21 protein-coding genes and 1 tRNA gene are annotated in these 23,690 nt (G+C 69.0%); 9 read left to right on the forward strand and 13 right to left on the reverse strand.

The genetic code is table 11. The features are described from left to right. Positions 1 to 46 precede the first annotated feature (46 nt). A tRNA-Met gene (locus AAFN86_RS08485) sits at positions 47 to 123 on the forward strand. A gap of 249 nt (positions 124 to 372) precedes the next feature. Here AAFN86_RS08485 and AAFN86_RS08490 read toward each other — a convergent pair. Further along, positions 373 to 1,155 (reverse strand): IclR family transcriptional regulator, encoded by a 783-nt coding sequence (locus AAFN86_RS08490; RefSeq protein ID WP_347542864.1) that lies wholly within the window; start codon positions 1,153 to 1,155, stop codon positions 373 to 375. 313 nt (positions 1,156 to 1,468) lie between these two features. Here AAFN86_RS08490 and AAFN86_RS08495 point away from each other — a divergent pair, with 313 nt between their 5' ends. From AAFN86_RS08495 to AAFN86_RS08515, 5 genes are read left to right on the forward strand one after another with little or no spacing between them, the layout of a single operon-like run. After that, positions 1,469 to 2,542 (forward strand): dihydroorotate dehydrogenase, encoded by a 1,074-nt coding sequence (locus tag AAFN86_RS08495; RefSeq protein ID WP_347542865.1) that lies wholly within the window; start codon positions 1,469 to 1,471, stop codon positions 2,540 to 2,542. Positions 2,543 to 2,546: 4 nt separating this feature from the next. Next, positions 2,547 to 3,560, forward strand: coding sequence for a tripartite tricarboxylate transporter substrate binding protein (locus AAFN86_RS08500; protein ID WP_347542866.1), 1,014 nt, complete (start codon positions 2,547 to 2,549; stop codon positions 3,558 to 3,560). Positions 3,561 to 3,600: 40 nt separating this feature from the next. Then, on the forward strand, positions 3,601 to 4,623 hold the full coding sequence (locus tag AAFN86_RS08505; protein WP_347542867.1) for a tripartite tricarboxylate transporter substrate-binding protein: 1,023 nt from the start codon (positions 3,601 to 3,603) through the stop codon (positions 4,621 to 4,623). A 47-nt stretch (positions 4,624 to 4,670) separates the two neighbouring features. After that, complete coding sequence (locus tag AAFN86_RS08510; protein WP_347542868.1) at positions 4,671 to 5,579, forward strand: hypothetical protein; 909 nt, start codon at positions 4,671 to 4,673, stop codon at positions 5,577 to 5,579. Between the two features lie 35 nt (positions 5,580 to 5,614). Then, positions 5,615 to 6,550 carry a DUF6282 family protein gene (locus AAFN86_RS08515; protein ID WP_347542869.1) on the forward strand — a complete coding sequence of 312 codons (936 nt, stop codon included), beginning with the start codon at positions 5,615 to 5,617 and terminating at the stop codon, positions 6,548 to 6,550. 357 nt (positions 6,551 to 6,907) lie between these two features. Here the strand turns inward: AAFN86_RS08515 and AAFN86_RS08520 are convergent, their stop codons facing one another. The 5 genes from AAFN86_RS08520 to opgC form a co-directional block, all read right to left on the reverse strand. After that, positions 6,908 to 7,930: an aspartate-semialdehyde dehydrogenase gene (locus AAFN86_RS08520; RefSeq protein ID WP_347542870.1), complete on the reverse strand. Its 1,023-nt coding sequence runs from the start codon at positions 7,928 to 7,930 to the stop codon at positions 6,908 to 6,910. A 113-nt stretch (positions 7,931 to 8,043) separates the two neighbouring features. Next, positions 8,044 to 10,365, reverse strand: a complete 2,322-nt coding sequence (locus AAFN86_RS08525; RefSeq protein ID WP_347542871.1) for a methyl-accepting chemotaxis protein — start codon at positions 10,363 to 10,365, stop codon at positions 8,044 to 8,046. Between the two features lie 45 nt (positions 10,366 to 10,410). Further along, entirely contained in the window at positions 10,411 to 11,073 is a 663-nt protein-coding gene (locus AAFN86_RS08530; protein ID WP_347542872.1) for a DUF1109 domain-containing protein, read from the reverse strand. Beyond that, positions 11,070 to 11,729: a sigma-70 family RNA polymerase sigma factor gene (locus AAFN86_RS08535; RefSeq protein ID WP_347542873.1), complete on the reverse strand. Its 660-nt coding sequence runs from the start codon at positions 11,727 to 11,729 to the stop codon at positions 11,070 to 11,072. Before AAFN86_RS08535 ends, AAFN86_RS08530 begins: the two co-directional genes overlap by 4 nt. Continuing rightward, positions 11,726 to 12,844 carry an OpgC domain-containing protein gene (gene opgC / locus AAFN86_RS08540; protein WP_347542874.1) on the reverse strand — a complete coding sequence of 373 codons (1,119 nt, stop codon included), beginning with the start codon at positions 12,842 to 12,844 and terminating at the stop codon, positions 11,726 to 11,728. The genes AAFN86_RS08535 and opgC overlap by 4 nt, the downstream gene beginning before the upstream one ends. Before the next feature lie 120 nt (positions 12,845 to 12,964). Here opgC and AAFN86_RS08545 point away from each other — a divergent pair, with 120 nt between their 5' ends. Beyond that, positions 12,965 to 13,390 (forward strand): DUF1489 domain-containing protein, encoded by a 426-nt coding sequence (locus AAFN86_RS08545; RefSeq protein ID WP_347542875.1) that lies wholly within the window; start codon positions 12,965 to 12,967, stop codon positions 13,388 to 13,390. A gap of 336 nt (positions 13,391 to 13,726) precedes the next feature. Here the strand turns inward: AAFN86_RS08545 and AAFN86_RS08550 are convergent, their stop codons facing one another. From AAFN86_RS08550 to AAFN86_RS08580, 7 genes are all read right to left on the reverse strand, one after another. Beyond that, entirely contained in the window at positions 13,727 to 14,260 is a 534-nt protein-coding gene (locus tag AAFN86_RS08550) for an NADH-quinone oxidoreductase subunit NuoB (RefSeq protein ID WP_347542876.1), read from the reverse strand. Continuing rightward, positions 14,260 to 14,640, reverse strand: a complete 381-nt coding sequence (locus AAFN86_RS08555) for a glyoxalase superfamily protein (RefSeq protein WP_347542877.1) — start codon at positions 14,638 to 14,640, stop codon at positions 14,260 to 14,262. Before AAFN86_RS08555 ends, AAFN86_RS08550 begins: the two co-directional genes overlap by 1 nt. Before the next feature lie 262 nt (positions 14,641 to 14,902). Next, entirely contained in the window at positions 14,903 to 16,414 is a 1,512-nt protein-coding gene (locus AAFN86_RS08560) for a hydrogenase expression protein HypE (protein ID WP_347542878.1), read from the reverse strand. Continuing rightward, on the reverse strand, positions 16,411 to 17,850 hold the full coding sequence (locus AAFN86_RS08565) for a hydrogenase 4 subunit F (protein WP_347542879.1): 1,440 nt from the start codon (positions 17,848 to 17,850) through the stop codon (positions 16,411 to 16,413). Before AAFN86_RS08565 ends, AAFN86_RS08560 begins: the two co-directional genes overlap by 4 nt. After that, complete coding sequence (locus AAFN86_RS08570) at positions 17,850 to 18,518, reverse strand: hydrogenase-4 component E (RefSeq protein ID WP_347542880.1); 669 nt, start codon at positions 18,516 to 18,518, stop codon at positions 17,850 to 17,852. Before AAFN86_RS08570 ends, AAFN86_RS08565 begins: the two co-directional genes overlap by 1 nt. Continuing rightward, positions 18,515 to 19,468 carry an NADH-quinone oxidoreductase subunit H gene (locus AAFN86_RS08575; protein WP_347542881.1) on the reverse strand — a complete coding sequence of 318 codons (954 nt, stop codon included), beginning with the start codon at positions 19,466 to 19,468 and terminating at the stop codon, positions 18,515 to 18,517. The genes AAFN86_RS08570 and AAFN86_RS08575 overlap by 4 nt, the downstream gene beginning before the upstream one ends. Before the next feature lie 7 nt (positions 19,469 to 19,475). Further along, positions 19,476 to 21,491, reverse strand: a complete 2,016-nt coding sequence (locus tag AAFN86_RS08580) for a proton-conducting transporter membrane subunit (RefSeq protein WP_347542882.1) — start codon at positions 21,489 to 21,491, stop codon at positions 19,476 to 19,478. Positions 21,492 to 21,681: 190 nt separating this feature from the next. Here AAFN86_RS08580 and AAFN86_RS08585 point away from each other — a divergent pair, with 190 nt between their 5' ends. Next, positions 21,682 to 22,230, forward strand: coding sequence for a TRAP transporter small permease subunit (locus AAFN86_RS08585; RefSeq protein ID WP_347542883.1), 549 nt, complete (start codon positions 21,682 to 21,684; stop codon positions 22,228 to 22,230). Between the two features lie 4 nt (positions 22,231 to 22,234). Then, positions 22,235 to 23,647 (forward strand): TRAP transporter large permease subunit, encoded by a 1,413-nt coding sequence (locus tag AAFN86_RS08590; RefSeq protein ID WP_347542884.1) that lies wholly within the window; start codon positions 22,235 to 22,237, stop codon positions 23,645 to 23,647. The last annotated feature ends 43 nt before the right edge of the window (positions 23,648 to 23,690 follow it).

Raw genomic sequence — 23,690 nt, forward strand, 5'->3', positions numbered from 1 at the left:
CCTGGCGGGATCATCTAACCCCCCCACCAAGGACACCCATCACCACCGCGGGGTGGAGCAGCCCGGTAGCTCGTCAGGCTCATAACCTGAAGGTCACAGGTTCAAATCCTGTCCCCGCATCCAGCTTGACCGAACCAACGAACAGATCAGGCCCGACGGCAGTAGCCCTCGGGCCTTTTGCATGTCCGGGCTCCGGAGCGCTCATCACATCAGCCGAGCCGGCCATCCGGGCTAACGGAGAACAGACTCTGATCATGAACAAGGGCATCCAAGTGGCAGGGTCAGAGCCGATCAAGACCGCTACACTGCACGTGGCATAGGCCACCCATTCCCAAACGCCCAATAGCTGGTTCGCTCGACGGCCCAGTCCAATCAGTCGGCGGATTTCAGAATGAGGCGCTCGGCACGTCGTGCGAGATCCTGCACGATCTTCACCAACTGCGTGCTGGGTTGCACAGCGATGTGTTGAATGGAACCAACCAGCGCCACCGCGGCAACAATGACGCCATTCGGATCAAGCACCGGTGCCGCCAATGCATTCACGCCAAGCAGCACTTCCTCGGGCGCGACCGCGTAGCCCTGCGCTCGGACACGGGTGATTTCGGCCCTCAGGGCTGCGGCATCCGTGATGGTATGAGCGGTGAAAGCCGGGGGCGGCGAGGCCAGGAGGCGGTTCAGCAACCCCGGAGTCCCGAAGGCCAGGAACACCTTGCCCTGCGCCGACGCGTGCAGGGCCAGGCTGCTGCCGACCCGCACACCGATGTCTACCGGCTGCAGACCCGAGACTGTCGTGAGCACGAAAGCGCCCTGCGGCGTCGGTGTGCTGAGCACGACACTCAGCCCGGAGGTGTCGCGCGCCTCCCGAAGCGCGGGCTGGATGGCCACGGCGAGATCATCGCCGCCAGGCGCCAAGCGCGCCAACAAAGACACCTTCGGCCCAAGACTGAAGCGGCTGGAAGCGGGATCCTGCACCAGGTAGCCGCGATCGAGGAGCGTACGCAGGTGTCGGAAGGCGGCGCTCTTCGCGATGCCGACGGCGCTGGCAACATGGGTAACGCCGATCGGTTCGTCGGCATAAGCGACGGTCTCGAGCACGCTCAGCACGGTGTCCGCCGCCTGTACGCCGGTCCTCGCCGATCCGTTGATTTCACGCATTGGGAGGCATCACCTTCGTGTTCGCGATGAGAGAACAACGCCATGCCCGCCTGGATTGTCAAGCCATTCTGCGGCGGGTGGCCATAAGACTCTGTAATCACGGAATATATCGAGTGCCACAGAAATCCCGGCGGGATTTCAACGTATAGACGCTTGACTCCATCATGCGATCCAGGGTTCCTAGAGAGAGAACAATGTTCGCATGTGGGGAACGTCCTGTGATCACCTTGAACACCGTGGCGCACTGCAAGGCGCCTCGACTGGCCAGGCCGGCCCAAGCCGTTCGGATACTCCTGGATCGGATCGCTGACTGATGAGCGCGTCGCTCGAAGTCTCGATCGGCACGTTGCGGCTGAAGAACCCCGTCGTCGCCGCGCCAGCCGAGCACATGGTCGATGCGGATGGCGTGCGTGCGGCGATCCGTGCCGGCGCCGGCGCTGTGGTGGTGAAATCCACCAATGAATCCGACGCGGCGAAGGACCAGTTGCAACGCGCCGAATACGTCGCGCTGGATGAACATTGGCAACCCGTGCCCTGGAACCAGAAGGCGCCGCGTTCGGTCACCCTCGCCACGCGCTCGGGGCTTTCTCCGCTGCGCTTCGACGCCTGGCTGGACCAGGCGGTCGCGCTGGATCGCCTGGCGCGGGCCGAGGATGCGCTGCTGGTGCCGAGCCTCATCCTCGGCGCCATGGAACCGGCGCTCGCGATGGCACGCCAGGTCGAGCAGGCCGGCCTGCGCGTGCTCGAATTCAACATTGGCACGCCCTATGCCAGCCAGGCGGCAAAGGGTGTCGTCGCGACGGAACTCTCCCCCGCCCGCGTCGGCGAGATCGTCACGCAACTCCGCGCAACGACGTCCCTGCCGGTGTGGATCAAGATCACGGGGCAGAGCGAGCGCGTCCCCGACCTCGCCGCCGCTGCCTTCGATGCCGGCGCGCAATCCGTCGTCATGGCCGGGCGGCTGCTCGGCCTGGTGCCGGACCTCGAAACCCTCGCGCCCATGCTGGGCACCAGCCTCGGCATCGGCGGATATTGGAACCTGCCGCTGACCTGCCATTGGCTCGCACTGTCGCGCGCAAAGCTGGGGCCGGACGCGTCGCTGGTCGGCATCAATGGCGCGCAGGATGGGCTGGACGTCGCGCGCATGATGCTGGCGGGTGCCTCGGGCGTCGGCATCGCCTCGAATGTCATGCTGCGCGGCTTCGATGTGCTGACGCACGCCGTGACACAGCTCGCAGACTATCTGAACCGCAAGGGGCTCGACGCCGAGCAGATCATCGGCCGCGCTGCCGATGCGCGGCGCAGCTTCGCCGACATGCCGCTGCGAACCGACCATTGGCGCGAATTCATCCCGTCGATGGACGGGCAAATCACACAGGAACGCTGAGACCATGCCGGAGAGGATCACTCCCCCTACCACCCTGTCCCGCCGCCGGGCCTTCGCCGCGGGCGCATTGCTCGCAGCACCCGCCCTGTTGCGCGCCGGCCCCGCGATCGCACAGCAGGGGTGGCCCGATCGCCCGCTGCGCCTTGTCGTAGGCTTCGGTCCGGGCGGCGCGGGTGACCTCACCGCGCGGCTGATCAGCCCGAAGTTGACGGAAGCGTTGGGACGGCCCGTGGTGATCGAGAACCGGCCCGGCGCCGGCAGCATCGTCGCGGCGGAATCCGTCGCTCGGTCGCAGCCGGACGGCTATACTTGGCTGCTCGCGACGAACACCACCGCGACGGCGCCGTACCTCTACAACCGCCTGCCCTTCGACCCGATGCGCGACTTCGATCTGGTCTCGCGCGTGTCCTTCTTCGATCATGTCATCGCCGTGACGCCGAATCTGCCGGTGCAGAAGCTGTCCGACCTGCCGGCCTATGCGCGCGCCAATCCGGGCAAGCTGAACATCGGCTCGATCAGCGTCGGGAATGCGACGAATCTCGGGGCGGAACTGCTGCGCAGCATGCTCGGCCTGCAGGACGTCACGCTCGTCACCTACCGCAGCACACCCGAACTGCTGAACGCCACGGCGACCGGTGAAGTGCAGGTCGCCTCGGAGATCCTGCCACCGGCGCTGCCGCAGATCACCGCCGGGCGCATCCGTGCCATCGCCATCGCCGCACCGGAGCGCTTCGCCCGACTGCCGGATGTCCCGACCTCCGCCGAAAGCGGCCTGCCGGGCTACGTCGTGCGATCCTGGAACGGCATCGCGCTGGCGGCCCGCACGCCGCGTCCGATCGTGGACAAGCTGAACACCGAGTTGAAGCGTATCCTCGACCTGCCCGATGTGCGCGACAGGCTGCTCGACATGGGCGTCAGCCCCAGCACGACAACGCCGGAGGAATTCCGCGCCTTCTTCGTCGAGGAGGCCGCGCGCTGGGCTCGCGTGATCGCGGACGCTGGGATCGAGAAGCAGTAGCCGTCGGGCGAACCGACGAGCCATCAGGAGGAAAATTGCGATGCAGGACGACAGGACTGAAACGCCGGGATCCGTACGCGCCAAGGCGGGTCTCGCGCCCCGCCGGGCCATGCTGGCCGCAGGGCTGTGCGGGTTGCTGGCATCGCCGGCCTTGGCACAGCCAGCCTGGCCGTCGCGGCCGATCCGCTGGGTCGTCGGCTTCGCACCGGGCGGTGTGGGTGATCTGACCACGCGCCTCGTTGCGGCGAAGATGGGCACCGCGCTCGGCCAGACCGTGGTGGTAGAGAACCGCCCGAGCGCCGGCGGCATCGTCGCGGCCGAGACCGTCGCTCGCGCCGCTCCCGACGGCTACACGCTGCTGCTGCTGACCACCACGGATGCGACGGCGAGCGCGATCTATCAGCGCCTGCCCTACGACATCATGCGCGACCTGGAATTCGTCGGGCAGATGTCCTTCTTCGACCATGTGCTCGTCACCGGTGCCAACTCGCCTTATCGCACGCTGGGCGATGTGATCGCGGCGGCGCGCACGCGGCCGGGCAGCATCAATCTCGGCTCCATCGCGGTGGGCAATGCGCAGCATCTGGGTGCCGAGCTGTTTCGCAGCATGACGCAGACCGAGATGGTGGTCGTACCCTATCGCGCCACGCCGGATCTGCTGAATGCGACGGCGACCGGCGACGTGCAGCTTGCCTCGGAAATCCTGGCGCCGGTGCTGCCGCAGGCCACGGGCGGGCGGCTGCGGGTGCTGGCAGTGGCCGCGCCGCAGCGTTTCTCCGGCCTTCCCGATGTGCCGACGGCGGAGGAGGCCGGCGTGCCCGGCTATGTCGTGCGGTCCTGGAACGGCATTGCAGTGCCGGCGCGCACGCCGCGCCCCATCGTGGACCGGTTGAACGCCGAACTGCTGCGCACCGTGGCGCTGCCGGAGATCCGTGAGAAGTTGCTGGAACTGGGCGTGCAGCCCGTCACGGCCACCACGCCCGAAAGCTTCCGCGCCTATGTCGTGCAGGAGCATGCGCGCTGGTCTCAGGTAGTCACGCAGGCCGACATACCGCGCCAATGACGGGCGCGGTTCGCGCCACCCCCGATACCGACCAGGATTGATGTGCGATGTATGACGCTTCCGACCCGCGTGCGGCGCTTGCCGGCCCGCCGAATACCAGGCGCACCGCGACGGAATTCGCGGGCGCCGAGATCGCCCGCTTCTATGAAGAACCCCCGCAGGATCTTGGTTCCGAAGGCAGTACCTGGTATGTCCGCGGCCAGAATTTCCTGATCGCCTACACGCGCGCCGAGCCTGGCGCCGTGCTGTCCCGCGCGGCGCAGCCCGATGAGTATGTGGTACTGCTGCAGGACCCCGCCGCCTCGGTGATCATCGAGGCGGGTGGGCAGCAGGTGGAGGTGCCCGGCTATTCGCTGGCCGTGGTGCCGCCGGGTGCAAGCAGCGTCACCGTGCCGAAGGGTGGCGAGGTGGTGCGCATCTTCAGCACGCAATCCGAGGATCTGGCGGCGCGTTGCGTCAACGCCGCCTCCTACGCCACGCCGCATCCGAACCTGCCGCCCTATGCGCCCTGGCCCGCACCGCGCGGTGGTTACCGCATTCGTGCCTACAGCCTCGACGTGCCGCCGGCGCCCGGTCGGTTTGGCCGGATCTTCCGCTGCTCCACGCTGATGGTGAACATCATCGATCCCTACGAGGGGCCGCGCGACGTCACGAGGCTGTCGCCGCATGACCACGACGACTTCGAACAGGGCTCGCTGGCGTTGGGCGGCGCCTTCGTCCACCACCTGCGCTGGCCCTGGACGGTGGACATGACGCAGTGGCGGGATGATCTGGCCGCCCATTGCGCGGCGCCGTCCGTCTGCGTGATCCCGCCGCCGTCGATTCACACCAGCCGTGGCGTCGATGCGGGCGTGAACCAACTGATCGATATATTCGCACCCCCGCGCGTCGACTTCTCGGAGAAGCCGGGCTGGGTGCTGAACGCCAACGACTATCCGATGCCCGGCCAGGATTGAGCCCTCGTCCCCGCCCCATATTTCCGGAGCAGAGCATGTCCGCAACTGATACCATCGAGGCCCGCATCGACCGCATCCTGGTCGGCGCCGTCGATCCGCATGTGCATTCCGGCCCGTCCATCGCGCCGCGCGCCATCGACCATCTGGAACTGGCGCGTGAATACGAGAAGGCCGGCTTCGCCGCGGTCATCACCAAGGATCATGACTACAGCGGCGTGATGACCGCCGCGTTGATCGCGCGCCACAACCCGGATCTGCGCACCAAGGTCTATTCCAGCCTGGTGCTCAACAACGTGGTCGGCGGCATGAACCCCTATGCCGTCGAACACCATGCGGCGATGGGCGGCAAGATCGTGTTCATGCCGACGTTGGCGGCGGAGAACCATCTGCGCTGGGAGAAGACGTCCAACTGGTCGCATCCGGCCTCGACCCAGAAGATGCGCCCCGCCGCACCGGTGCCCGTCCTCGATGCGCATGGCAAGGTGCGTGACGATGTGAAGGAGGTGCTGGACATCGTCGCCCGCACCGACATGGCGCTGGCGAGCGGCCACATCCATGTCAGCGAGACCTGGCTGGTCTTCGAGGAAGCGCAGCGGCGCGGCGTGAAGCGCCTGGTCTTCACCCATCCCGAGGAGATCGTCGGCGCCAGCCTGAATGATGTTCGCGGCATCGCCGCGATGGGCGCCTTCGTCGAGCATTCCATCTGCATGTTCATCGAGGGCTCGAAGTTCAAGGTGTGCGAGGAGGAGTCCCTGCGCGGTCAGATCGACGCCGCTGGCATCGGGCAGACCATCATCGCGTCCGACCTTGGCCAGCCTGGGACGCTGACGCCGCTTGAAGGGTTGCGGCGCGGCGTGCGGCTGTGCCTCGACCTCGGCTATGGTGACGAGGATATTCACCGGATGGTCTCGACCAATGCCGCGCGGGCCTTCGGCCTCGAGGCGGATGTGGCGGCGGTGACCGCGGGCTGAGTTGCCTGCCGCACCTTCACCGTGTCGGCTTTTTGCCGCATGCGCGTGATCTTGCCGTCCCTGAGCTTATGGAGACGGACGAGCCCGGGGCACATTGAATGTCCGGTCGCCTTGCAGGTGCCGGAATAGACCGCCGAAGGCGGCGACGCGGTCGCCAACCTCCAGGAAGGTATGGACATCGGCGCGATAGCCGATCCATGCGCTACCGCATCTGTTCACGGCCAATCCGTGCCACGACATGCCCGGGCCAGATGCCTGAAGCGTGATCGCCGCAGGTGGAATCACCGGAGGCGTGAATCACACGATCAAACAAAGGCATGGAGCAGGAGGCGTGAGCGAAAACGAACGGATCCTGCTCTACGCGGCGAGCACGCCGTTCCGCAGCACTTCTTCGGCGATCTGCACGGCGTTCAGTGCCGCCCCCTTGCGTAGATTGTCCGCGACGCACCAGAGGGCGAGCCCGTTCGCCACGGTCGGATCGCGCCGCAGACGCGATACGAACACGGCATCCTCCCCGGCGATCTCGATTGGCGTCGCATATCCGCCATCGTCACGCGTATCGAGCAACGTCAGCCCCGCTGCTCCGCGCAGCGCCTCGCGCGCCTCGCGTTCGGTGATGGGCCGTTCGAATTCAACATGCACCGCCTCGCCATGGCCGATCATCACCGGCACGCGCACGCAGGTGGCGATGACCTGGATGTCGGGATCCAGGATCTTGCGTGTCTCCACCGCCATCTTCCATTCCTCCTTCGTCGCGCCATCGTCCATGAAGCTGTCGATATGCGGGATGACATTGAAGGCGATGGGCTTGGTGAACTGCTCGGCCAGCGGCGGGTCGTTGACGAAGATGCCGCGTGTCTGGGACCACAGCTCGTCCATCGCTTCCTTCCCCGCGCCGGAGACCGATTGGTAGGTCGCGACCACGACGCGCCTGACCTTGGCGAGGTCATGCAGCGGCTTCAGCACCAGCACCATCTGAATGGTTGAGCAGTTGGGATTGGCAATGATGCCCTTCTTCGGTCGCTTGGCGATGGCCAGCGGATTCACTTCCGGAACCACCAGCGGCACGCCGGGCTCCATGCGGAACTGGGAGGTATTGTCGATGACCAGGCAGCCTGCCGCCGCAGCCCGCGGCGCATGCACCGCGGATACCGCCGCGCCAGGCGAGAACAGCCCCAGCTGCGTACCGGCGAAGTCGTATCGATCGAGGTCTCGCACCTTCAGGACCTTGTCCGGCCCGAAGGAAATTTCCGCTCCGGCCGAACGACCTGACGCCAGAGCAACCACCTCGCTGACTGGAAAGCCACGTTCGGCGAGCGTCTTGATGATTTCGCGCCCCACCGCACCGGTGGCGCCGACAACCGCGACCTTGTAGCTCATGGGGCGCTCCCGCTTCTGGAGAGAGCCCTCTAGCAGTGCGGCGCAAAACAATCAGCCCCGGGCACCAATTCAACACCCTCAACGGCCGCTGGCCGTAGCCTTCCCGCCGCTCCCTAGGCCACCCGCACCGCCCGCAGGAAGCCGTCGGCGCGCGCCCGCAGCGTGGCTGCGTCGCCCGACAGCGCGCCCGAGGCCTGCAGCACCGCTCCTGCCGACCCGCCTGTCGCATCGGCGGCAGCGCGGATACCTTCGATCTTCTGCGCCACCGTTCCTGTCGCCTCCGCGACCTGCGCGGCGGAACGCGCGATCTCTCGGGTCGTGGCACCTTGTTCCTCGACCGCCGCGGCGATCGCGGTGGCGATGTCGCTGGTGCGGTCGACGGTGGTGCCGATGGCACGGATCGCATCAACCGCCTGGTTCGTCGCACTCTGCATTTCGCTGATCTGGCGGCCGATCTCCTCGGTCGCTTTCGCCGTCTGGCCGGCAAGGTTCTTCACCTCACTTGCCACCACAGCGAAGCCCTTGCCCGCCTCCCCGGCACGCGCCGCCTCGATGGTGGCGTTCAGCGCCAGCAGGTTGGTCTGGCCGGCGATCTCGCCGATCAGGCGGACCACATCGCCGATGCGCGATGCCGCCTCCGCCAGGCCCCGCACGGTTGAATCTGTGGCCTTGGCTTCGGCCACGGCCCGGCGGGCCACATCCGCCGCCTCGGCAACGCGACGGGTGATTTCCTCGACGGACGCCGCCATCTCCTCGGCGGCCGCCGCCACCGCCTGCACGTCCGCATTGGCCTGCATGCCTGCCTCGGAGACGGCGACCGCCTCCCGCCCGGCCTCCGCTGCCGCATCCGTCAGGGTGCGCGCGGCGTCCTGCAACTGCCCGGCGGAGGTTGCAACGGAATCGACCACCGCGCCGATATCGGCCTCGAAGGTATCGGCGAGGCGCGCCTGTTCGGTCACCCGCTGCCAGGCCAGCATGGCACCCACATACTGACCCTGCGCATCGCGGAGGGCCGAGATGTTGAGCTCGAGCGTCTCCGGCCCAATTGCCAGCCGCGTCTTGTGCGGCAGGTGCGACGGGTCGGCGAGAAGCCCGCGAACCCGCCCGGATTCCGTGTCGAAGATGTCGATGCTCTGCCCGACCATGTCGTCGACCCCGATTGCGAGATGATCCTTCAACGAACGAAGCAGCGCCTGCGCATAGCCATTGGCATAGGTGATCCTGAACGCCTGGGCCGGATCGGCGACCGAGACGCCGAGCGGCAATTGCTCAATCATCTGGCCGCGGCTGAAGGCCTCGCCCACGGTGACGCGCAGCCCCTCCACCGCATCGGCGATCCGGCCGATCTCGTCGCGTCGCCCGCGGTCGGTGACGGCGACGGCGGCTTCGCCTGCGGCGATGGCGGCGATTGTGCCTGCCATGCGGCGCAGCGGCGCGCAAACGCTGCGCGCCAACGCCCAGGCCGACAACAGCAGCACCAGGGCAATACCGCCGGCCGCGATGAAGACCAGACGCGTCTGGTGGCCGAGCGAGGCCTCGACGGCCGTACCCGCCTCCCGGTCGATCTGGTGCAGGCGGGTGTTGGTGGCTTCGACCGCCGCGACCAGCGCATCGCGCGCCGCCGTCACCCTTTGCTGCGTGAAACTGGCCAGCGCGGTTCCGCGCTCAATTGTCGCCAGCGCGCCGTCAGCGGCCTGCTCGGCGATCCGGCCAATGCGCTCCAGTTCCTCCTTCACCCGCAGCTGGGATGCGGCGGTCGAGATGGTGCCGCGCAGATGAACCCGGGCCTGCGCCGCCGCGCGCCGCGCGCGCTGCGCCTGTGCCGCATCCCCCGTGGCGAGGTAGCGCAGGGTCGAGGCCCGCATATCGTTCACGCCCTGGTGGAACGCGACGAAGCGTGTCCGCGCATCCTCGCGCGCATCGCCGGACAGGTCGAACTCGATGGCAGCATTCGCGCCCTCGAACGCCTGGTCGTATTCCGCGGCACGGGCGAGGAACACGCCATCGCGCGCCTCCAGGATGGCGTTCCGCTGGCTGCCCTGATCGCGGATCAGCGATGCGTAGTCCTCGGCAGCCCCGACCAGCCGATTGAGCAGCGACTGCACCGAGGTGTCGTCCATGGCCTGGCCGGCCCGGCGCGCCTGAGCGACAGTGGCGTCCAGCGACGCGACGGCCAGGTCGCGCGCCGTCTCTACATCGACGGCGCGGTTGGCGGACAGCATCGCCTGGACATGGTTCGGCGCTTCCGATGCCGCGCTGATGGCGGCGGTCAGGAGCCTCGATGCCTCGCCCAGCTGAGCCTGCCGCGCCACGGTCTGCGACAGGTCGCGCCCGGTCAGGGCCACCGTGCCCGCGATGCCACCCAGCATGACCAGGGCCAGCAGGCTGGAGGTCAGCAGCTTCAGGCCGACCGATAGGTTGATGAAGGCGCGCATGAGGGCCTCTTGGCGTCAGGGTCCCCCAATGTGCTTCGCCTCATCTTAAACGGCGGTGAAGCGCTCCGCTTCACGATCGCGCCACCGCCGGCCGGCCATCAGGAAACCGAACACGACCAGGAGCGTGCTGCCGCCATGCCACAGAAGCACCATCAGCGCCGCGTCCAGGTGGTGGAACAGCGACAGCCCCGCCGCCGACAGCGCCGCGCCCGCCAGCCCGCCAAGGGCGGCCACCGGCACCGGCCGGATCGGGCCGGCATAGCGCAGCATCCACACCAACGAGACCGCCAGCGGCACGCCCATCAGCACGATGAAGCGGAAGCAGCCCCAGGAGGTGCCGAGGGCGAGCGCCTCCGGCCCCATCCGCGCCATATCCGCCAGGCAGCCCATGCCGAGGCTGCCGCCCCACAGGATCGCCGTCGGCAACGGCAGCAAGGCCCAGCGTTCCGACCGGTCGGGCAGGGACAGTTCGAAGGCGGCAATCGCCGCCAGCACGCCGGTCGCCACGGTGAAGGCGAATTGCGCGACCTCATGCGGGCGCTGCATGCGTTCCATCAGGTCGTGGCGAGGGCCGAAGAAAACGACACAGGCCGCCACCACCAGCATCGCGAACCCGACCCACAGCGCGGCGCGCAGGCCCGGCGGCGGCAGCCGGCGCACCGGGCGCAACTCGGTGGCGAGCCGGCCGATCAAATCCTCGGTCCTCACGGCGTATCCTCCCCGCCCAGGCGGCGGCGCAGCGTCTTCAAGGCGCGGTGGGTAGCCACCTTCAGCGCCCCGACCGACAGGCCGGACCGGCGTGCGGCCTCGGCGAGCGGCAGGTCTTCGAGCTTGGCCAGCCGCAGCGCGGTGCGCTGACTTTCCGGCAATTCGGCGACCGCCTCGCGCAGTTGGCGGCCGGCGATCCGGTCCTCCCCGGTTTCCCCGGCCGGTGCAGCCAGCGTCTCCGCGTGGTCGTCGATCGGGCTCTCCCGCCCGGCCCCGCGGCCACGGCGGCGCAGGCGGTCGATGCAGCGGCGCTCGGCGATGGCGACGATCCAGGGGCGCAGCGGACGAGTGGGGTCGTAGGCGGCGATCATGCGGTGGATGGTCAGCAGCGTGTCCTGCACCGCGTCCTCGGCCTCATGCGTGTCGCGGATGCGCCGGCGCGCGACGGCACGCAGCAGCGGCAGGCAGTCGCGCAGCAACAGGTCATAGGCACGCGCATCGCCCGCCTGCGCCGCGACCATCCAAGCTTCCCAACGGCCATCGCTGTCGCCGGCCACGGCGCGCCCCCTGTGCTGCGCGCGCACACTAGGCCCGCACGGCGCCGGCATGAAGGGCAGCGTCAGCGTCAGTGGCGGGCGATGGGCGGTGGCGCTCATCGCGGCACCAGCACGGGTGTCATGCGCCGGCGATCCATCAGCAGCGCCTGGCCCAGCAGGATGCCGATGCCGAGAACGCTCAGCAGCGGGTCCAGCCACCAGGACGCCGGCGCCACCCGGAAGGCGACGGTGACGCCCCAGGCCAGGAACAGCCCGGTGCGGAACACTTCGAGGCTGTGCCGCCCCGCCGCCGCCATGGCCTGCGCCAGCGGTTGGTGCATCCAGGACGCGTCCTTCGGCACCAGCACGGCGAACAAATAGGCCAGCGCCAGTGCGTGCAGCAGCGCGACCGGCCCGAGATGCGTCTTGCCCGCCAGGATCCAGATGAGGGGAAAGTCGAGCGCAGGGTCGATGCGGATGGCGATGCTGAGCGCGACGCCGGCACCCAGCAGCGCCGCCGCGGCCGCAACCGCCCAGATGTGCCGGCGTACCGCTGCGCCGGTCAGCAACGCCCGCCGTCCGAACCAGGCGCCCAACATGAACACGAACTGCCAGGCGAGCGGTTCGAGCCCGGTCGGCAACCAACCCGGCCAGTGCCACAGCCCGAACTGAACTCCGCCCCACAACAGGGCTGGGGCCATCAGCGCCGCCACGCCGATCCGCCCGACCAGCCACAAGAACCCCGGCAACGCCAGCATGGACAGCACGAAGACCGGCAGGATGTCCATGTAGACCGGCATGTAGAGCAGCAGCGCCGCCCCCGGCAGCGCGATCAGGGGTTGTTCGGCCAGCATGCGCCAGCCCAGGCGATTAACCTCGCCGGGTAGCGGGATGCCCATATCGGCCCACAGGATCAGCGCCCCGGTCATCAGGAACAGCAGCAGGTGCACGAGCCAAAGACGCGCGGCGCGCCGCCAGATATCGCGCGCCGCAGCCAACTGGCCCTCCCGGCCCGCCTTCAGCGTGTGCACCGACGCCAGCACGAAGCCGGACAGAAACAGGAACTGTTCGGAACTGTCCGACAGGCCCCAGGCGGCATGGATGCCAAAGGCGCCGAAGGCCGAGCCCACCGCGTGCGCGCCGAAGATCGACACCTGCAGCCAGCCGCGGATGATATCCAGCCGGAGGTCCCGCGCCGGGCGGGAAAGGGGGCGATGCGCGACGGCGCTGGCCATGTGGATGGTCTCTCCGGGCCGGCCGGTGCGGCTGCCCTCCATCTGCGCCTTCGCCGGCCGGCACGATCCGGTTACGCAGGGCCCTTGCCGACTCGACCGCCGAAGCGACATGGATAGATCGTGCTGCACCTCATCAAGCTGTCCGTCGGTCCCAAGGATGTCGCCGCTCTGGCGGCGCTGCAGCAGGAACGGCTGCGCACCGACCCGCCGCTGCGCGCCTGGACGCGCATGTTCCCCAAGCGTATCGACGAAATCGTCGATGGCGGCTCGATCTACTGGGTGGTGGCCGGCTTCGTCCGCGTGCGCCAGCGCATCCTGGGGCTGCGGGAAGAACAATGGGACGACAACACGCCCTGCGCCGCCCTGCTGCTGGACCCGACCCTGGTCCTGGTCGAGGCCCGGCCGATGAAGGCCTTCCAGGGCTGGCGCTACCTGAAGCCCGATGAAGCACCCGCCGACGTGGCCACGGCACGGCCTGCGGCGCGCGGTCTCGATCGCCTGCCGCCTGGCCTGCGCCGCGAACTGGCGGAATTGTGCCTGATCTGAACGGGACGGTGCGGCTGTATCTGGCGGTTGATAGGTGCCTTGTCCTGCAACCATCGCGCGTTGCGGTTTATTAAGGATCCTGCCACGCAGCCGAGAGGCGTGGCCTGCGAACGTGCCGTTGTCGCGGTGGCTTATTCCCGGCAGGCCACCGCCTGACTGGCCTTTCCGCAAGGCGAGGTCTTTGGCCCGGCTGGAGCAATCCGGCCGGGCCGATTTTATTCGATCGGCCGCCGGAGGCTTCCTTCGACCTCAAGTGCCGGCGCCGGCGGCCATGCGCTCGGCTTGCGCGCCGCGCAGCGTCGCATTGGCGGCCGGGCCCGGCAACATCGCGCCGTGCTACGGGCGGACGGGCGCCGCCTCCGCCTCCAGCAGTGCGAGCAGTCCCTCGAGCAATTGCTCGGGCGAGGGCGGGCAGCCGGGGATCAGCAGGTCGACAGGCAGTACTGCGCCGACGCCGCCATGCACGGCATAGGAGCCCTTGAATACGCCGCCATCCACGGCGCAGTCGCCAGCGGCGACCACCCAGCGCGGTTCCGGTGTGCAGGCGAGCGCGCGTTCCATCGCCTCGGCCATGTTGCGGCAGGCCGGGCCGGTCACCAGCAGCACATCGGCATGCTTCGGCGATGCGACGAAGCGCAGTCCGAAGCGCTCCAGGTCGTAGGCGACGTTCTGCAGCGCATTCACTTCCAACTCGCAGCCATTGCAGGACCCGCTATCCACCTCCCGGATCGACAGGCTCCGGCCGAGCCGCGCGCGCGCGGTCGCGGCCAGCCGTTCGCCCAGGGCGGCGATGGTCGGCTGCGACAGGGCCGGCGCGGGATCGGTCAGCGGGCGGCCGACCAGCGCACGGGCGAGGCGGGGCCAGAGCATCAGTCGCACTCCGCGATGCGTTCGGAGAAGACCAGGCAGTTCCCGAACGGATCGTCGATCATCATGTCGCGCCAACCCCAGGGTTGGTCATGCATGCCGGGCCGCGCGTGGCGATAGGCCTTGGCGGTCAGTTCAGCATGGAAGCCGTCGAGGCCGGTCATGCGCAGGATCACCTTGCCGCCTGGCGTGCCGTCCCCGAAATGCTCACTCAGGAACAGCAGCAGCCCGTCGCGTGAAACCTGCGCGAAGACCGGCAGGTCGGGTTCGAAGCGGTGCTCCCAGTCCCAGCTCATGCCAAGGAAATCGACATAGAATTCGCGCGCCTTGGCGAGGTCGAAGATGCGCAGGATGGGGATCGTCTCGTCGAAGCGGATGGTCATGGGCGGGCTCCATGACGACGGGCGGCTGTTGGAGGGGCGCCGCCCCTCCAAACCACCCCGCCAAATGACAGTGTCATTTGGAAAGCCATCTCCTGGTGTCGTGCCATACGACCGTACCGCCCCTGCGCAGCATGCTTGCTGCATGAGTGCGGGTCCTGGCAGCGGCGCCCGGTACCAGTTCGAGGTGTCCAGAGGCCCTTGAGCCTTTGGCGGGGAGAGCCAGAGAGGGGCGGCGCCCCTATCGGTCCCGCCTGCGGCGCCATCACAGATCTACCCCGCTGTAGGAACAGTTGAACGACTTGTTGCAGATCGGGAAGTCCGCGACGATGTTGCCCTCGATCGCCGCTTCCAGCAGCGGCCATTGCAGCCAGGACGGGTCGCGCAGGAATATCGCGCGGATCAGCCCGCCCTCATCCAGCCGAAGCCAGGCGAGACATTCGCCGCGGAAGCCTTCGACCAGCGCCGCGCCTTCGCCGGCACGGGAGGGCAGGGGCACGATGGTCTCGCCGCCCGGCAGGTCCGACAGCAGGCGCCGCACCAGGCCCATCGCGGTCACCAGTTCCGCCACCCGCACGCGCAGCCGCGCATCGACATCGCCGCCGGCTTCCACCGCGATGGCCGGTGGCAGGGTGTCATAGGGCGCGTAGCCCGGCGCCAGCCGCGCATCGAAGGCACGCGCCGAGCCACGCCCGACGAAGCCGCCGGCTGCGTAGCGCGCCACGAAGGCAGGATCGAGGAACCCGGTCCCGACCACCCGATCCTGCAGGCTGGCGTGGCTGTCATAGATGCGCAGGAGCGCCGGGACCTCGGCCTCGATGGCCGTGAGTGCCGCGAGGATTGCCGCGGCACCGCCCGGCGCGATGTCGGTGGCGACGCCGCCGGGCAGCACGCGGTCCATCATCAGCCGGTGCCCGAAGGCGGCAGCGCAGGCGCGCAGTACGCCCTCGCGCAGGAAACCGCAGCGCGCATGGGGGAAGGCGAAGGCGGCATCGTTGCAGATGAAGCCCCAGTCGTTCAGGTGGTTGTGGATGCGTTCCAACTCGCCCATCACGGCGCGCAGGGCTATCGCGCGCGGCGGGACGGTCACACCCAGCGCCGCTTCGGCCGCCGCGGCGAAGACCCAGCCGAAGGCCACCGTGGAATCGCCCGACAGCCGCGCCGGGAACACCGCGGCCGCACGCGGCGACTTGCCCAGCATCAGCGACAGCGTGCCCTTGTGCTTGTAGCCGAGCCGCGCCTCCAGCCGGACCACGACCTCGCCCTGGATGTGGAAGCGGAAATGACCGGGCTCGATCACCCCGGCATGGATCGGGCCCACCGGGATCTGGTGGATGCCTTCGCCTTCGACGGGCAGGAATTCGGGTTGCGGCGGCTCGGCGCCGGGCAGGGCGACCGGCGCGCCCGACATCGGCCCCGCCACCGGCCAGCGCCCATGATCGAGCCATGGGCGCAGATCGACCGCATTCTCGGCGACCAGTCCCCAGAGATCACGGATCATACGCTCGAAGCGGATGGCGCCGGGCCGGGCCGGTGACAGCGCGGCATAGCGTCCGCCTTCCGCGGGCGCCGATGCCAGCAGCATCGCGCCGGCCGCTTCGTCAAGGAAGGCCGCGTGCACCAGCCCAGGCTCGGCCCAAAGGGCGAGCAGCGCCAGTCCCGGCTGGTCGACCAACGCCGTTGGCAGGCGCCCCCAGGCCGCCGCGTCCAGCAGGAAGCGTTCGAAGGGCACCGCCCCCTGCGGCGCGCCGCTGCGGATCAGGGCGGTCGCGCTCATCCGATCACCCGCGCGGCGGCGCCAAGCATCGCCGCCAGCCCCGCCGGCATGGCAAGGGCGAGCCCCGTCGCCACCGCCATGTGAATCCAGAGCGGCGTCGATGCCGCCATCTCCTGCCAGCCACGGGGCGAACCGCCCGGCGCATCCGGTGTCGGCGTGCCGAAGCACAGCCCCTGCAGCACGGTGATCAGCGCGGCCAGCGCGGTGACCATGCCGATTGCCAGCGGGACGGCGAGCCACGGCGCCTCCGCTGCCGCCGCCGACAGCAGCCGGAACTCCGAGACGAACAACAGGGCCGGCGGCAACCCGCCGATCGCAGCGATGGCCAGTGCCAGCCCCCAGCCCAGCGCCGGATGCGTGGCCACCAGCCCGCCGATATCGGCGATCTTCTGGCTGCCCTTGGCCTGGCAGGCGCGCCCGACGCCAAAGAAGATCGCGCTTTTCACCAGCGAATGCCCGATCAGGTGCAGCAGCCCCGCGAGGTTTGCCACTGGCCCGCCCAACCCGAAGGCGAAGGCGGCAAGGCCCATGTGTTCGATGGACGACCAGGCGAAGAAGCGCCGCGCATCGCGTCGCCGCCACAGCGCGAGGGACGCCAGCAGCACGGTCGCCAGCCCCATCGCCAGCAGGAAGGGTCCGGCCGCGATGGCCGCTGGGTTCGCGCCGACAATCGCCTTGCTGCGCAGCACCGCGAGCATCGCGGCATTCAGCAGCAGACCCGACAGCACCGCCGAGATCGGGACCGGCCCTTCCGCATGGGCATCCGGCAGCCAGGAATGCAGTGGCACGAGCCCGACCTTGGTGCCATAGCCCAGCAGCAGGAAGGCGAAGGCGAGGTTGAGTGTCGCCGGGTCGCAGCGCGCCGCGACCGTCATCAGCGCGGTCCAGGACAGCCCCGTCGTCTCATCCAGAAGGGGCTGCGCGGCCAGATACAGCACGATGGTCCCGAACAGCGCCAGCGCGATGCCCACGCCGCACAGGATGAAGAATTTCCACGCCGCCTCGATCGCCGCCGGCGTGCGATGCACCGCCACCATCGACACGGTGGCGAGTGTCGCGATCTCGATCGCCACCCACATGACGCCGAGATTGTCGGCGAGCAGCGCGAGCGTCTGCGCGCCCATGAAGATCTGGTAGGCGGCGTGATAGGCGCGGATGCGCCAATGGTCGAAGCCCTCGGCATCGAGCGTCGCTGCCGAGAACACCGCCGTGGTCAGTCCGACGAAGGCCGAGACGAGGATGAAGGGCAGGTTCAGCGCATCGGTATGCGTCCAGCCATGCTGCGCGAATGGCTGGACGATCAGCGCAACGGCCAGCAGGAAGGTCCCGGCGCTGACCGCGACATTGGCCCAGGTCGCATGGCGCAGGGTGGGGATCGCCGCCAGCGCCACAGCGCCACTCCAGGCCCAGAAGACGATCACCCATTGCAGCGGCATCAGCGGCGTTCCCCGCGATGCTCTTCGAGACTGCCGGTGTCGAGCGTGTCGAAGCGCTCCCGGATCTGGAAGGCGAATACGCCGGCGACGATGGCCAGCATCAGCACCAGCGCGGCGGTGGACAGTTCCACCACCAGCGGCATGCCGGCGACGCCCACCGCGGCGAGGATCAGCCCGTTCTCCAGCGACAGCAGCCCGATCACCTGGCTGATCGCATTGCGCCGCGTGATCATCATCAGCATGCCGAGCAGCACGACGGACATGGCCAGGGCGAGGTTCTCCCGCGCCAGTGCGCGCACGCCCTCGGTCGCCGGCAGCGTCACCAGGATGCTCAACCCGACCAGTGCGACGCCCGCGGTCATCGAAAGCCCGATGCCCAGCGCCGTTTCCACCGATCGGTGCAGGTTCAACTCCCGCACCAGTCGGTGCAGGGCCAACGGAATCAGCACCCCTTTCACCGCGAGCGCCAGCAGCGCGGTCAAATACAGGCCGGGTGCCCCCTGCGCATGGGCCGCCCAGGCCGCGGCCAGCGCCAGCAGCGTTCCCTGGGTAGCGAAGGCGTTGATCACCGCCCCGATGCGCCGCTGGTACAGCAGCACGAAGGACAGCAGCAGCACCGCGCCGCCCAGCAGATGCGACAGGTCGTAGGTGAGCTGCCCGAACCTCACGCCAGCCCCGTCGAGACGAACAGCAGCACCGCACCAAGCAGCCCGAGCAGCAGCGCCGCACCGAGGAACTCCGGCACGCGAAACACGCGCATCTTGGCGATCGCACTCTCGAAGGCGGCCAGCCCCAGCGCGAGTCCGCCGATCTTCACGGCCCAGGCTGCCAGACCGACGACCCACAGATGCGGCGCCGACCCGGCCGGCGCCTGCCCCAGCGGCAGGAACACCGCCGCCAGCAGCGCCAGCCACAGCAGCAGACGCATCTGCGCCGCGTAATCCCATAGCGCGAGGTGACGGCCGGAGGCTTCCAGGATCATCGCCTCATGCACCATGGTCAGTTCCAGATGCGTCGCGGGATTGTCCACGGGGATGCGGGCATTCTCGGCGATGGCGACCGCCAGCAGCGCGACCAGCGCCAGGCCGAGCGAGACGCGCAGCCCGAGCCCGCCGTCACGGAACGACCCGGCGATGCCATCGAGATTGGTGGTTCCCGCCAGGATGGCGAGCGATAGCGCCGCGACCACCAGCGCCGGTTCGGCGAAGGCGGCGAAGGACATCTCCCGCGCCGCGCCGAGTCCACCGAAGGGCGTGCCGACATCCATCCCCGCCAGTGCCATGGCAACGCGCCCCAACGCGAGCAGCCCCGCCACCAGGATCAGGTCGGCGAGCGGCGCCAGCGCCATGCCGCGGGCGAAGCTCGGCACCAGCACCGCCGCCGCCACCGCCGCCCCCGCGGCCAGATAGGGCGCGACAAGCGAGACGGCCGAGGCATTCTCCGCCAGCACCGGCTTCTTGCGCAGCAGCTTGGCGAGGTCGCGCAGCGGCTGCAGCGGATGCGGCCCCCGTCGGCCCATCATCCGCGCCTTCAGCCAGCGCACCAGCCCGGTCAGCAGCGGCGCTGCGGCGACCACCAGCGCGATGTGAAGCACCTGCGCCAGGATGGACCAGACCATCGCCATCTCAATGCGCCCCCATCCAGGCGAGCAGCACCAGCATCATCACCACCGCGCCGAATGTCAGGCCCAGGCATTGCCGGATCGACAGGTCGCGCAACCGTTCCGCCCGTGCGGTCGCGGCGTCGCGCCAGCGTGGCAGCGGGCCCTGCAGGGCGGCCAGCGCCGGGTCGCGGAAGCCGGCCTCCAGCGTGGCGGGCGCGGTCGCGCCGGGCTCCGGCATGCGCACCCGCTCATAGGCACCGAGCAGCCCCTGGCCCAGCATTCGCCGCAAGGGCTGGCCGAAGCCCGCGGCGCTGGGCTGGGAGGCGGGGTCGCCAAAGGGCAGGTGCGGCGGCGCGGCGATGAAGCCGCAATCCCAGGCCGGGCCGCGCACCACGCCCGGAGGCGCGCGCCGGCGCACCGCCCAGACCACCAGGCCGATCGCCACGGCAAGCAGCAACGCCACGGCCAGTGGCCAGTAGCGCGCGCCGCCCTCGGCCGCGCCGATCGCTGCCCAGCTGGCGCGCGGCGCCGCCGTGCCGGCCATCAGCCGTAATGCCGGCTCGGCGAGGTCGAGCATCAGCCCCGGCACAAGCCCCAGCAGCAAGCAGAGCCCCGCAGGGACCGCCAGCGCCCAGCGCGCCGCACCGCCGGCCTCCTCCGCCCCCGCCGCGCGCGGGGTGCGCGGCCGGCCGAGAAAGACCAATCCCCAGAACCGCACCATCGCCGCCGCGCCCAGCGCAGCCGCCAGCGCCGCCAGCGCCGTCACCGCCGCGGCCCCCATCTGGAAGGCGATGTCGCCGATCCGCCAAGCCGCCAGCAGCGCCTGCAGCAGCAGCCATTCCGAGGCGAAGCCGGACAGTGGCGGCAATGCGGCCGCGGCCATCGCCCCGGCCAGTGCCGCCCAGGCGGTCCAGGGCATGCGGTGGACCAGGCCCCCCAGCCGGTCGATCTGGCGCGACAGCGCGCCGTGCAGCACCTCGCCCGCCGCGAGGAACAGCAGCGTCTTGAACACGGCATGGTTCAACGCGTGCAGCAGCGCCGCACCCCCCGCCAGGGCGGCCAGCGCCGGCAGGTCCGCACCCCGGAACGCCACCGCCAGCCCGAGCCCGATGGCGATCAGCCCGACATTCTCGATGGTCGAGCAGGCGAGCAGCACCTTGGTGTCGGTCTCCAGATTCGCCCGCAGCGCCCCGATCACCGCCGAAGCGGCGCCCAGTGCGATCAGCGGCGCCCCCATCCAGATCGGCTGGGCCGGCCCCATCAGGTCGAACAGGAAGCGCGCCAGCACATACAGCGCGACCTTGGTCATCGCCCCCGACATCACCGCCGAGACATGGCTGGGTGCCGCCGGATGGGCCAGCGGCAGCCAGACATGCAGCGGTGCCAGCCCGGCCTTGGACCCCGCGCCGGCGAGGACAAGCAGCATCACCGCCACGGCACGCAGTCCTTCGGGCGGCGTCTCCCGCAGTGCCGCGAAGGCGACATCCCCCGCGCCGCCCGCCAGCACGCCGAAGGCGAGCACCAGCGCCAGCCCTCCATATCCCGCGAAGCCCAGATAGATGCGCGCCGCCTCGCGGTTCTCGGCCCGCCCATGGTCATGCGCCACCAGCGCCCAGGAGGCGAGGGACATCGCCTCGAAGCCCAGCAGCAGGGTGAAGCCATCCGCCGCGAGCAGCGTCAGCACCATGCCGGCGATGAAGAAGGGCCAGGGCACCAGCTCCCGTGGCGCCATCGGCCCATGCACGCCGCCCAGGGCGAACTGGCCGGCACAGGCCACCGACAGCCCGAGCGGCAGCAGGAACCAGGACGCCAGCGGATCGAGCGCGAGCTGCGCACGCCCCCAGGGTGGCCCGAAGGGCAGGTCCAGCACCGCCGGCCCGCCCAGCAGCCCGCCTACCCCGCCTGCCACCAGGACCAGCCCCGCCAGGGCGACCGCCCCATGGACCAGCCGCGCCCCGGCCGCCACCCGCGCAAACGGCAGCGCCGCCAGGCCAAGGGCGGCGAGCAGTCCGACCAGCAGAGCAAGGACCGTCAGCATGGACGGCGAAGGTGCCGAGTCACCGACGGAGGATAGAGCCCCCCACCCCCACACGGCCAGCCCGATGCCGTTTGCATCGGCGCGCCGCCGGGTCTAAGGGGCGCGCTTCGTGACTTGCCAGGATCGATCGGGGGGGACGAGCACCATGCGTCGCCAGGGGGGGCCGCACACCGGCCCCGTCATACAGTAGATGCGCGCGCTGCTCGCCTTCAGCCGCGGCGTCGATGCGATGAACGAGGTGTTCGGCCGCATCGCCGACTGGGCGGTGCTGGCCGCCTGCGCCATCAGCGCCGGCAATGCCTTCATCCGCTACGGCCTGTCCATGTCCTCCAATGCCTGGCTCGAGGTGCAGTGGTACCTGTTCGGCGCCACGGTGATGCTGGGCGCCGCCTATACTCTGAATCGCAACGAGCATGTCCGCGTCGATCTCGTCTATGGCAGCGTTTCCGCCCGCGTGCGCCTGTGGATCGACATCCTCGGCATCCTCTTCTTCCTGCTGCCCGGCATGCTGCTGCTGGCCTGGATGACCTGGCCGTTCTTCTGGGATGCCTTCATCCGCTGGGAAGGGTCCCCCAACGCCGGCGGCCTGATCCGCTGGCCGGTCAAGCTGCTGATGCCGCTCGGCTTCGCGCTGGTCAGCCTGCAGGGGTTGTCGGAACTGGTGAAGCGCATCGCCACCCTGCGCGGCATCGACGCCTCCACCGCGCATCTCGCCGAATACCACCGGCCGGAGCAGTGATCCCATGCTGAGCCTCGAGATCATGCCGCCGCTGATGTTCGGCGGGCTGGTGGTGTTCCTGCTGATGGGCTTCCCGGTGGCGTTCTCGCTGTCGGCGGTCGGGCTGTTCTTCGGCTTCATCTCGATCGAGATGGGCTTCTTCACCACCGCCTATCTGGGCAACCTGCCGCTGCGCGTCTTCGGCATCCTGTCGAACGATCTGCTGCTGTCGATCCCGTTCTTCACGCTGATGGGCGCGATCCTGGAACGATGCGGGTTGGCCGAGGATCTGCTGGAAGGCACCGGGCAGCTGTTCGGCAAGATCCCCGGCGGGCTCGCCTATGCGGTCATCCTGGTGGGCGCGGTGTTGGGGGCGATCACGGGCACGGTGGCGGCATCCGTCATCGCCATGGGCATGATCTCCCTGCCCATCATGATGCGCTACGGCTACGACATGCGGATCGCGACTGGCGTGATCGCGGCATCGGGCACCATCACCCAGGTGATCCCGCCATCTCTGGTGCTGATCGTGCTGGGCGACCAGCTCGGCAAGTCGGTCGGCGACATGTATGCCGGCGCGATCGGCCCGTCCTTCCTGCAGATCTTCCTGTTCATCGCCTTCATCGCCGGCGTGTCGATCTTCGCCCCGCACAAGGTGCCGCCCCTGCCGGATGAGGCGCTGGGCACGCGCGGCTGGGCGCTGTGGTGGCGCGTGCTGAAGGGCATGGTGCCTTCGATCGTGCTGATCTTCCTCGTGCTCGGCACCATCTTCATGGGCCTGGCCACGCCGACGGAAGCCGGCGCGATGGGCGCGGTCGGCGCGGTGGTCCTCGCCATGATCAATGGCCGCTTCAGCTGGAAGCTGCTGCGCGAGGCGATGTCCAACACCATGCGCATCACTGCCATGGTCATCTTCATCCTGATCGGCGCGACGGTATTCTCCCTGGTGTTCCAGGGCGTGGATGGCAGCCACTGGATCGAGCATCTGCTGTCGCACCTGCCCGGCGGGCAGACCGGCTTCCTGGTGTTCGTCAACGTCTTCGTCTTCTTCCTGGCCTTCTTCCTCGACTTCTTCGAGATCGCCTTCATCGTCATCCCGCTGCTGGTGCCGGTGGCGACCAAGCTCGACATCGACCTGGTGTGGTTCGGCGTCCTGCTGTGCATCAACATGCAGACATCCTTCATGCACCCGCCCTTCGGCTTCGCGCTGTTCTACCTGCGCGGCATCGCCCCCAAGGAAGTGCTGAGCCGCGACATCTACTGGGGCGCGGTGCCCTGGCTGTGCCTGCAGCTGCTGCTGGTGATCATCGTCATCGCCTGGCCGGAAAGCGTGACCTACTGGATCGACCGCGGCACGGGAGTGGATCCGTCCACGGTACGCATCGAAGTGCCGATGCCCGACAATTCGGATGACGGCGCCGTGCCGGTGTTCCGGTAGGCCGGTCCCAGCCGGAAGGCAGAATGGGATGCGCGCTGGGTGA

The sequence above is a fragment of the Roseomonas sp. CAU 1739 genome (genome assembly GCF_039839775.1).
In the GTDB taxonomy this organism is placed as follows: Bacteria; Pseudomonadota; Alphaproteobacteria; order Acetobacterales; family Acetobacteraceae; genus Neoroseomonas.

Coding starts and splice junctions, on each gene's coding strand:
- AAFN86_RS08490 (WP_347542864.1), bottom strand. CDS start 1,155: ATGCGTGAAATCAACGGATCGGCGAGGACCGGCGTACAGGCGGCGGAC.
- AAFN86_RS08495 (WP_347542865.1), top strand. CDS start 1,469: ATGAGCGCGTCGCTCGAAGTCTCGATCGGCACGTTGCGGCTGAAGAAC.
- AAFN86_RS08500 (WP_347542866.1), top strand. CDS start 2,547: ATGCCGGAGAGGATCACTCCCCCTACCACCCTGTCCCGCCGCCGGGCC.
- AAFN86_RS08505 (WP_347542867.1), top strand. CDS start 3,601: ATGCAGGACGACAGGACTGAAACGCCGGGATCCGTACGCGCCAAGGCG.
- AAFN86_RS08510 (WP_347542868.1), top strand. CDS start 4,671: ATGTATGACGCTTCCGACCCGCGTGCGGCGCTTGCCGGCCCGCCGAAT.
- AAFN86_RS08515 (WP_347542869.1), top strand. CDS start 5,615: ATGTCCGCAACTGATACCATCGAGGCCCGCATCGACCGCATCCTGGTC.
- AAFN86_RS08520 (WP_347542870.1), bottom strand. CDS start 7,930: ATGAGCTACAAGGTCGCGGTTGTCGGCGCCACCGGTGCGGTGGGGCGC.
- AAFN86_RS08525 (WP_347542871.1), bottom strand. CDS start 10,365: ATGCGCGCCTTCATCAACCTATCGGTCGGCCTGAAGCTGCTGACCTCC.
- AAFN86_RS08535 (WP_347542873.1), bottom strand. CDS start 11,729: ATGAGCGCCACCGCCCATCGCCCGCCACTGACGCTGACGCTGCCCTTC.
- opgC (WP_347542874.1), bottom strand. CDS start 12,844: ATGGCCAGCGCCGTCGCGCATCGCCCCCTTTCCCGCCCGGCGCGGGAC.
- AAFN86_RS08550 (WP_347542876.1), bottom strand. CDS start 14,260: ATGCTCTGGCCCCGCCTCGCCCGTGCGCTGGTCGGCCGCCCGCTGACC.
- AAFN86_RS08555 (WP_347542877.1), bottom strand. CDS start 14,640: ATGACCATCCGCTTCGACGAGACGATCCCCATCCTGCGCATCTTCGAC.
- AAFN86_RS08560 (WP_347542878.1), bottom strand. CDS start 16,414: ATGAGCGCGACCGCCCTGATCCGCAGCGGCGCGCCGCAGGGGGCGGTG.
- AAFN86_RS08565 (WP_347542879.1), bottom strand. CDS start 17,850: ATGCCGCTGCAATGGGTGATCGTCTTCTGGGCCTGGAGTGGCGCTGTG.
- AAFN86_RS08575 (WP_347542881.1), bottom strand. CDS start 19,468: ATGGTCTGGTCCATCCTGGCGCAGGTGCTTCACATCGCGCTGGTGGTC.
- AAFN86_RS08580 (WP_347542882.1), bottom strand. CDS start 21,491: ATGCTGACGGTCCTTGCTCTGCTGGTCGGACTGCTCGCCGCCCTTGGC.
- AAFN86_RS08585 (WP_347542883.1), top strand. CDS start 21,682: ATGCGCGCGCTGCTCGCCTTCAGCCGCGGCGTCGATGCGATGAACGAG.
- AAFN86_RS08590 (WP_347542884.1), top strand. CDS start 22,235: ATGCTGAGCCTCGAGATCATGCCGCCGCTGATGTTCGGCGGGCTGGTG.